The organism is Paenochrobactrum gallinarii, from assembly GCF_014205685.1.
GTDB classification, from domain to species: domain Bacteria; phylum Pseudomonadota; class Alphaproteobacteria; order Rhizobiales; family Rhizobiaceae; genus Paenochrobactrum; species Paenochrobactrum gallinarii.
In genome coordinates this window covers 93822-102453 of sequence record NZ_JACIIU010000010.1, presented here as the reverse complement: position 1 = coordinate 102453, position 8632 = coordinate 93822, and the positions used below count along the sequence as shown (strand labels likewise).

Annotated in this window: 9 protein-coding genes and 1 tRNA gene; 7 read left to right on the top strand and 3 right to left on the bottom strand. The window is 47.5% G+C overall.

Annotation, left to right across the window (positions count from 1 at the left end):
• The first annotated feature begins 401 nt into the window (after positions 1 to 401).
• From FHS77_RS10890 to FHS77_RS10875, 4 genes are all read left to right on the top strand, one after another.
• Positions 402 to 1577: an ABC transporter permease gene (locus FHS77_RS10890; RefSeq protein WP_184223226.1), complete on the top strand. Its 1176-nt coding sequence runs from the start codon at positions 402 to 404 to the stop codon at positions 1575 to 1577.
• Between the two features lie 129 nt (positions 1578 to 1706).
• A complete protein-coding gene (locus tag FHS77_RS10885; RefSeq protein ID WP_184223224.1) occupies positions 1707 to 2564 on the top strand; it encodes an ABC transporter ATP-binding protein in 858 nt (285 codons plus the stop codon).
• Positions 2565 to 2567: 3 nt separating this feature from the next.
• On the top strand, positions 2568 to 3563 hold the full coding sequence (locus tag FHS77_RS10880; protein ID WP_184223222.1) for an MlaD family protein: 996 nt from the start codon (positions 2568 to 2570) through the stop codon (positions 3561 to 3563).
• 2 nt (positions 3564 to 3565) lie between these two features.
• Positions 3566 to 4174 (top strand): ABC-type transport auxiliary lipoprotein family protein, encoded by a 609-nt coding sequence (locus FHS77_RS10875; protein ID WP_374786246.1) that lies wholly within the window; start codon positions 3566 to 3568, stop codon positions 4172 to 4174.
• A gap of 213 nt (positions 4175 to 4387) precedes the next feature.
• Here the strand turns inward: FHS77_RS10875 and FHS77_RS10870 are convergent.
• The 3 genes from FHS77_RS10870 to mazG all read right to left on the bottom strand — a co-directional run bounded on the left by FHS77_RS10870 (position 4388) and on the right by mazG (position 6087).
• Positions 4388 to 4464, bottom strand: a tRNA-Asp gene (locus FHS77_RS10870).
• Between the two features lie 264 nt (positions 4465 to 4728).
• The gene (locus FHS77_RS10865) at positions 4729 to 5172 is read right to left on the bottom strand and encodes a universal stress protein (protein ID WP_184223218.1); all 444 of its coding nucleotides are present in this window, start codon (positions 5170 to 5172) and stop codon (positions 4729 to 4731) included.
• A 90-nt stretch (positions 5173 to 5262) separates the two neighbouring features.
• Entirely contained in the window at positions 5263 to 6087 is an 825-nt protein-coding gene (gene mazG, locus FHS77_RS10860; RefSeq protein WP_184223216.1) for a nucleoside triphosphate pyrophosphohydrolase, read from the bottom strand.
• 174 nt (positions 6088 to 6261) lie between these two features.
• Between mazG and galE the strand changes: the two genes are divergently transcribed.
• The 3 genes from galE to FHS77_RS10845 all read left to right on the top strand — a co-directional run bounded on the left by galE (position 6262) and on the right by FHS77_RS10845 (position 8600).
• Complete coding sequence (galE, locus tag FHS77_RS10855) at positions 6262 to 7260, top strand: UDP-glucose 4-epimerase GalE (protein ID WP_184223214.1); 999 nt, start codon at positions 6262 to 6264, stop codon at positions 7258 to 7260.
• Positions 7261 to 7329: 69 nt separating this feature from the next.
• Entirely contained in the window at positions 7330 to 8166 is an 837-nt protein-coding gene (locus FHS77_RS10850) for a class I SAM-dependent DNA methyltransferase (RefSeq protein WP_184223212.1), read from the top strand.
• Between the two features lie 113 nt (positions 8167 to 8279).
• Entirely contained in the window at positions 8280 to 8600 is a 321-nt protein-coding gene (locus FHS77_RS10845; RefSeq protein ID WP_184223210.1) for a 2Fe-2S iron-sulfur cluster-binding protein, read from the top strand.
• The last annotated feature ends 32 nt before the right edge of the window (positions 8601 to 8632 follow it).

Sequence of the window (8632 nt, the reverse complement as noted above, 5' to 3'; positions counted from 1 at the left end):
TCAATATGCGAATTATGACTAGTCATATGCCTAACATTACTCCTAACCCTTAATTAAGGGTGAGAAAATGTCCGGAGAATTCGGGGGCTCTTACATGCGCGCGCCCTTTTTGTAAACACATATGAAGATATGTGTCCGGCTTATGATAGGACGCAGGCGGTGGCATCAGGAGTGCTCCGGTATTATTTGTAAAGTTCCACGACTTGCAATAAAGCTTAAATGAACATGCAGCAAGCATGGAGAGGGTATAATCATATCTTTATTGTAGGATTATCGATGCTTCTATGACGGGCTTTAATTGTTATGTTAAATATGCATAAGAGATCAGTTGTATAATGATCAAAATAACGTCAATTTTAAGTCCCTGTTAAGGTTTTGGCGACTCGTATATAGAAAGCTGCATGTTGACTGACACTGTAAGTGATGCAAACAAACAGATGCGTGCCGCCCCTCAAATCAGCGTCACCGAAGAGGAAAACGGCGCGCGGCTTTGTTTAAGCGGTCGCTGGACAACGCATAGCGTCAATCAGATTGACCTTGCTATGCGTAAAATCGAGCGCTCGCAGCGTTCGGGCTTTTTCCAGATTGATATGAGCGACGTGCAGGGGCTGGATACAGCCGGTGCATGGCTGATTGAGCGTCTGCGTCAATCGCTGGAAAGCGATAATGTGGCGGTGGAAATTACCGGTCTTCATGCCAGTTGGCAGCCCTTGATGCAGGAAGTGGCAAAGGCCTATGCGCCGATTACGCAGCGCAAAAAAGACAAAAGAGATTTCTTTTTAACGACATTCTTTGCCGCTATAGGTGAAGGTGTTTTTTCAATGTACAAAGACTTTAAAATGTCGATGTATATTTTAGGCTCGACCATTCGTGGCTCACAAATGAAGCAGGGGCGAGGCTCCGGGATCAGTATGCCGGCGATCGTGCATCAGATGCACCGGATGGGCGTTGGCGCTATTCCTATTGTGATGCTTATGTCCACCATTGTGGGTGCGATTATTGCACAGCAAGGTGCGTTTCAGCTGCGTTATTTTGGTGCAGAGATTTTCGTGGTCGATTTGGTCGGTATTCTGGTTTTACGTGAGCTGGGTGTTTTGCTGACTGCTATCATGATTGCAGGGCGTTCGGGCAGTGCGATTACTGCTGAAATCGGCTCGATGAAAATGCGCGAAGAAACGGACGCATTGAAAGTGATGGGGCTCAACCCTGTCGGTGTTCTGGTTTTTCCGCGTCTTGTTGCGCTGGTGATTGTGCTGCCGCTTTTAACAATCCTTGCTGATGTTGCAGCGCTTTTGGGCGCAGGCGGCGTTGCTTGGTTCTATTCCAATATTTCGCCGGAAGCCTTTATTGCACGTCTTCACGATGCTGTGGCTTTAAATACTTATTTTGCCGGTCTCATCAAAGCACCATTCATGGCGATGATCATTGGCATCATGGCTTCTGTTGAAGGTTTGAAAGTTGGCGGCAGCGCTGAGTCTTTGGGGCGCCGTGTCACTGCATCGGTGGTTAAATCGATTTTTGTGGTCATCGTAATCGATGGTTTGTTTGCAATGTTCTATGCTGCAATTGATTTCTAAGGTGATATCTGAATAAAACAGCGTTAAAACTGTAATTTACATGGCTTAACTGCCACAGTGTTTGGGAATAATGATTTTTTATTGTTCTCGATATTCGTAAAAATGGGAAGCTTGAGATAAAGATATTTTATGGAGCAGCACGATCACGATGAACAGAAAGCATATTCTTTGAGCGGTAAAGAGCGCAATCCTATTATTTCTGTGCGTGACGTCACTGTGGCTTTTGGCAAAAACACCGTGCTGGATAAGCTCGATCTGGATATTTATCCAGGCGAAGTGCTGGGCTTTATCGGACCATCAGGTTCGGGTAAGTCGGTGTTGATGCGTGCGATCTTAGGGCTGACACCTAAGAAAACCGGTAAAATTGAAGTGTTCGGGCAAAGCCTTGATGGCTTGAATGAACGCTCCAAAATGGCCGTTGATATGCGTATGGGGGTATTATTCCAGCATGGTGCGCTGTTTTCTGCGCTGAATGTTTTGGAAAATATTCAGGTGCCAATGCGTGAATATCTGGATTTGTCGCCAAAGCTTATGGACGAGCTGGCGCGCGTTAAGATCGAGCTTGTCGGTTTGAAGCCGGATACGGCGGAGAAATTTCCGTCCGAGCTTTCAGGGGGCATGATCAAACGTGCAGCATTGGCGCGCTCTTTGGCGCTTGATCCGGATGTGGTGTTTCTTGATGAGCCGACCTCCGGACTTGATCCGATTGGCGCGGCAGAATTTGATGATTTGATTGCCAATTTACGCGATACAATGGGGCTGACTGTTTATATGGTCACGCATGACCTTGATAGTCTGTTTGCAATTTGTGACCGGATTGCGGTATTGGGCAATAAGAAAATTCTCGTCAGCGGCAGCATGGAAGAAATGCTGGAGTTTGATGATCCGTGGGTTAAATCTTATTTTCGTGGCAAGCGGGCGCGGCAGATTGATCTTTCCGCGCCGAGCCGGCGTAAGCCCGGCACTTTCCGCTCGCAGGCAGGGTAAAATATGGAAACGAAAGCCAATTACGTTCTGGTGGGTGTTTTTACCCTGGTCGTCAGTCTTATTGCTTTCGGCTTTGTGTATTGGATTGCGCGCTATGGTGAATCGCGTGATTCACTGCCGCTGGAAATCCGCATACCGGGTTCGGTGACAGGCTTGGCGCAAGGCAGTCAGGTTCTGTTCAACGGGATTAAGGTGGGCGATGTGCGCCGTCTCCATCTGGATGAAACCAATCCGGACATGGTGATTGTGCTGACACAGGTAAACTCCACCACGCCGATCACCCGATCAACCGTTGCAACGCTTGGCTTTCAGGGGCTGACTGGTCAGGCCTATGTCGAGCTTAAAGGCGGACGTCTGGATGAGCCGAATTTGCTGACCACCGCCAATGAAGGTGGCTATGTCGCACGTATTAATGCCGATCCGTCGATCGTCAATAACTTGCTTGCTACGGCGCAGGATATTTTCGCCCGTGCCAATAGTGCCATTGGTGCTTTGGAAGGCTTTATTCGGGATGTGCGTGAGCCGCTGACTGATACGGTCAAAAATACCCGTACCTTCACCGATGCGCTGGCTAAAAATTCCGACATCGTTGAAAAGCTTGGTTCTAATGCCGAAGACATTCAGCTGATGATCAAAGATGCGCGTGAAATGATGGCGCGTCTGAATAATGCATCCGTGCGTGTTGAAGACATTATGAAAAAGGCTGACAATATGTTGTCGCCGGACGATAAAAACGGTGTCGTGGCGCAGCTTAATGCAACACTTGAATCTATTCGTAAAACCTCGGATAGCCTGAACACACGTATGGCGCCGATTACCGATAATTTACAGCGCTTCTCAGGGCAGGGGCTGCGTGATGTGCAGTCGGCTGTCAATGAAAGCCGCCGCTCAATCCAGCGCATTGAGCAGGCTATTACGGATCTTGAGAAAAATCCGCAGCGTATTATTTTTGGCGGTCAGGGTAATGTGCCGCAATATGACGGGAGATCACGTCGATGAGTATGTTTGATGTCAAGCTCCTGCGTGGTGCAAAACTTGGTCTGATGGTTGTGGGGCTTGGCGGTTTGTTGGCCTCTTGTGGCACAACAACACCGCTTGATACCTATAGTCTGAGTGCGCCGCGTCCGGCAGTAACGGCTAAAAGCCGTAAATCTGTTCAGTTGCTGGTGGCTGCCCCGACCGCTCTAAAAGCGCTCGACAGCGAGAATATTGTGATCAATCCGGCATCCGGTTCCATCGCTTATCTGAGCGGTGCGCAATGGGGTGATCGTCTGCCGAATATCATCCAGTCACGATTAGTGCAGAGCTATGAAAACACTGGCCTGCTGGGTGGCGTAGGGCGTCCTGGGGATGGTCTGGCCATCAATTATCAGGTGCTTACTGATGTTCGTGAGTTTGGCATCCACGCCTCCACATCGCCGCAAACGGCTGTGGTGGAGCTGGCTGTAAAGCTGATGGATGATAAGAATGGCAATGTCCGTGCCACCAGAGTGTTCCGCAATGTGGTTGCGGTGCATGGCAGTGGCAATAATTCTTATCTCAAAGCGCTGGATCAGGCATTTGAGAAAACCGCCACGGAAATCGTAAGCTGGACATTTTCTGCAATGTAATCAATTGCGTATAAGTGTTCTTAAAAGCCATCCTGAGGGGTGGCTTTTTTATTGGGTAGAATCAGGGAAAAAATATTGCAGCAATGATTCTTGCATGCTGACTTTGCGCGAAATTTAAATGCGATTGTATATCAGATAAAGTATCTGAACATCATGTTATGCAATGGAAAATTAAAGAGTTGCAGGAGATAATCTCGACTGCTTTTTTTAAAATGGCGCGAGTGACGGGGCTCGAACCCGCGACCTCCGGCGTGACAGGCCGGCACTCTAACCAACTGAGCTACACCCGCGCATTTTAAAAGAGGCTTTCAATTTGAAGGCCTTAGCTGTTTAGCATTGCTGCTGAACATGTTTGGTTGTTTAATGTTATATATTGCATTCGTCAATGCTGTATTTTGCACAATATGACAAAAGTTTTAATTGCCCACAGGCTAATCATTCAGAACGCACTTAAATTGTCGGAAAATGGCATAAAAAGGGAGTTTTCCCTTTTCAAATTACCTTTTCGGTTGGTTTAAGCATTTGAAACTGCGGCAATAATGGCCAATTCACGCTTATTTATAAACGAGAACCGGAATCGGGCTCATTTGCAAAACTTCATTGGTCTGGCTGCCCAGCAGTTTTCTGACCACGCCACGTCGGCCATGCGAGGCCATAATAATCAGATCACAATCAAGTTGGTCTGCCGTATCCACAATTGCTGTGGCAGCGGAGACTTCCGAGATGTGACGAGTGGCCATGACAACACCCGAAACCGCAGCAATTTCGCGTGCTTCCTCAAGAATCTGGGTTGCAGCCTCTTCAATGCTTTTATCGTAGTCATCGCTATCAAGTGGTGCGTTTTGCCATGCAACAGAAAAGCTTGAGAGCGAATAGGGGATGGTAACTGTGAGCACCGTCAGCTCGCACTTGTGCTGCTTTGCCAGTTCAACCGCATATTTGATGCTTTTATTGGAGGTTTCCGAGCCGTCAGCTGCGACTAAAATATGCTTAAACATTTAATCCCCTTTGATGTGATACTCATGCTTTAAGCTTTTTACGCAGGCATGACATTGATCGGAATCAAGCTCTTCAGAATGTGATATTTTTTAAAGACCGGTTTTCTTGGCTTGCTGCCAGAGTGCTTCCATTTCTGCCAGATCGGATTGCTCCGGTGATGAGCCGTTTTGTTTGAGGCTTTTCTCGATATAGTGAAAACGATTGAGAAATTTGTCATTGGCGCGCATCAGTGCAATTTCCGGATCGATATTCATATGACGGCCAAGATTGACCATCGCAAACAGCAAATCACCATATTCTTCTTCGATATGGTTTTGATCAGCAGAAAGTTTTGCTTGTTTCAGCTCTGCGATTTCTTCTTCAATTTTTGCCAGTATAGGTTCCGGCTCGCTCCAATCAAAGCCAACCTTGGCGGCTTTCAATTGCAGCTTCAAAGCGCGCAAAAGTGCAGGGAAGGCGCGCGGAATGTCATCAAGATAGCCATTCTCATCCAATGTCGGTAGTCCTGCTTTAGCGCGGCGTGCCTCACGTTCGGCTTTTTCTTCCTGCTTGATGCGTCCCCACGCACCCTTGGCCATACCGGCACTGCGCGCTTCCTCATCGCCAAAAACATGTGGATGACGGCGGATCATTTTATGAGTGATAGCCTGTACCACATCGGCAAAGTTGAACGAGCCTTCTTCTTCGGCAATGCGTGCGTGGAACACTACTTGCAGCAGCAAATCGCCAAGCTCTTCACGCAAATCATCTTTGTCCTGTCGCTCAATGGCATCCAGTACCTCATAGACTTCCTCAAGCGTATAAGGAGCAATGGTTTCGAAACTTTGTTCGACATCCCACGGACAGCCGGTTTCAGGATCGCGTAAGGCCGCCATAATTTCAAGCAGCCGTTCAATTTTGCCGGAAGGTTGCAAAATAAACTCCAAATCTATCCGTTGCGATGCTATTCGATTCTTAATATGTCTATCATGGTTGGGCACGGCTTTATGTGTTTTTTGACGTGTTCTTTTAATTTCATAAAAAAGAACAATATAACATGAAGGCCGCTGTTCATAAGCGTGCTGGAAAGCCCCGGAAAGGCGAAAATCATGGCTGTTATGGTGACCGGTGGTGCCGGTTATATCGGATCACACACATGTGTCGAGCTGTTAGAAGCTGGTTATGATGTGGTGGTGGTTGATAATTTTGATAATAGCCATCCGGAGGTGTTGCGCCGCGTGGAGGAAATCACCGGACGTACATTGTTTCGCGAAGCAGGTGATGTGCGTGACCGTACGTTTTTGGAGCAGGTATTAAGACGCCATAAATGTGATGCAGTGATGCATTTTGCCGGACTGAAATCAGTTGCAGAATCGACTGAAAAACCATTGCATTATTATGATTGCAATGTTGTCGGCACTATTCGCTTACTTGAAGCAATGCGCTCGGTTGATGTGAAAAAGATAGTTTTTAGCTCATCGGCAACCGTTTATGGTGAACCGGAGCAGTTACCTTTTAATGAAGATCACCGGCTGGCGCCTGCTAATACTTATGGCCGCAGCAAACTGGTCGTTGAAGATATTTTGCGTGATATTCATCGCGGTAATAAGAACTGGCAAATTGCAATTTTGCGTTATTTCAATCCGGTTGGCGCTCATGAAAGTGGTTTGATTGGTGAAGACCCGAAAGGTGAGCCGAATAATCTGATGCCGCTGATTGCGCAGGTTGCCAGTGGTAAACGTGAAAAACTGATGATTTGGGGAAATGATTATCCGACCCGTGATGGTACGGGGGTGCGTGATTATATCCATGTTGAAGATGTGGCTAAAGGCCATGTGCGGGCATTGAAAAAGCTGGATGAACCGCAATGTCTGGCACTTAATCTTGGCGCAGGACACGGCTATAGTGTTTTTGAGGTGATCAAAGCTTTTGAAACGGTGACTGGTCAGGTAATCCCTTATGAGATTGCGGAACGCAGAGCCGGTGATATTGCTGAATATTATGCAGACCCGACACGAGCCAAAGAAATATTGAACTGGACAGCGCAAAAAACGCTTTCTGAAATGTGTCAGGATATGTGGAACTGGCAATCTAAAAACGCTGTATAATGATTGAGCTGAGCTTAAAAAAATGCGCGACTATGCGGGTGCGGATCATCCGTTTAAAGGAAAATTTTGATGACAACGAACAATGAAACCCCTGCTGCTTTTGATGAAGAAGCGCTGGAAGAAGCCTATGATCGCGCTTTAAGACTTGAAAAAGCAGGTGATTTTGAAGCGGCCAGTCTGGCCTATCAAGAAGTTCTTAAAATTGATCCGTCCGACCATGGTGGCGCAGCTGTGCGTCTTGCCAGTATGGGCAAGGGCGAAGTGCCGCCAAAGGCACCGGATGCTTATGTTGCAACATTGTTTGACCAGCATGCGGATATGTTTGACACTATTCTGGTCGATCAGCTTGGTTATGATGTGCCGCTGCAATTGCGCGAAGTATTGCTAGAGCTGGACGAAAACTGCAATTTCACGCGAATGCTTGATTTGGGTTGCGGCACCGGCCTTTCAGCTGATGCGCTCGACGACATGGCCGATCATAAAACCGGCGTTGATTTGTCGGAAAACATGATCGAAATCGCTTATGAAAAAGGTGATTATGACGAGCTTTTTGTCAGTGAAGTCGTGCTGTTTTTGCAAAAGACGACCGCAGATAACTGGGATTTGATCGTTGCAACCGATGTGTTGCCTTATATGGGCGCGTTGGAGGATTTTTTTGCTGGCTTGAAAGCGCGCGTCAATAAAGGTGGCATGATCGCCTTTTCATCTGAAACACAGCCACAGGACGTTTTTCAAGGGCGTGATTTCATGGTTGGCGCTTATCAGCGTTTTGCACATGCCGAGAGCTATTTGCGAAAGCTGATGGAGGCCAATGGCTTTGAGTGTCTGGCGTGCGAAAATATTACGGTGCGCCATGAACAAGGCCAGCCAGTGCCGGGACAGTTGATCGTCGCACGGGTAAATTGACGGCACTTTGACGCTGTATGGTTGAACTTTGGGCTAATAATACGTATCTGGTCAAGCAAGATGACAGTTTGACCGGATAATGGCCGGATAATTTTAAAAGTTTGAGGCAAGTAATGACGAAGATTACTTATATCACTGCGGAAGGCACGCCCTATGAGGTGGAGAGCCCGAATGGCTCCAGCGTTATGGAAGCGGCAATTCGCAATGGTATTCCGGGGATTGATGCTGATTGCGGCGGTGCATGCGCCTGCGCCACATGTCACGTTTATGTGGATGATGCATGGCTTGAGATCGTTGGCGAACCGGACGCAATGGAAGAGGATATGCTGGATTTTGCCTATGATGTGCAGCCGAATTCCCGTCTATCTTGCCAGATCAGAGTTCGTGATGAAATCAACGGGCTTGTCGTGCGTTTGCCTGAACGTCAGGGCTAAGTTATTTTATCGAATAAATAAAAAGCCGGAGT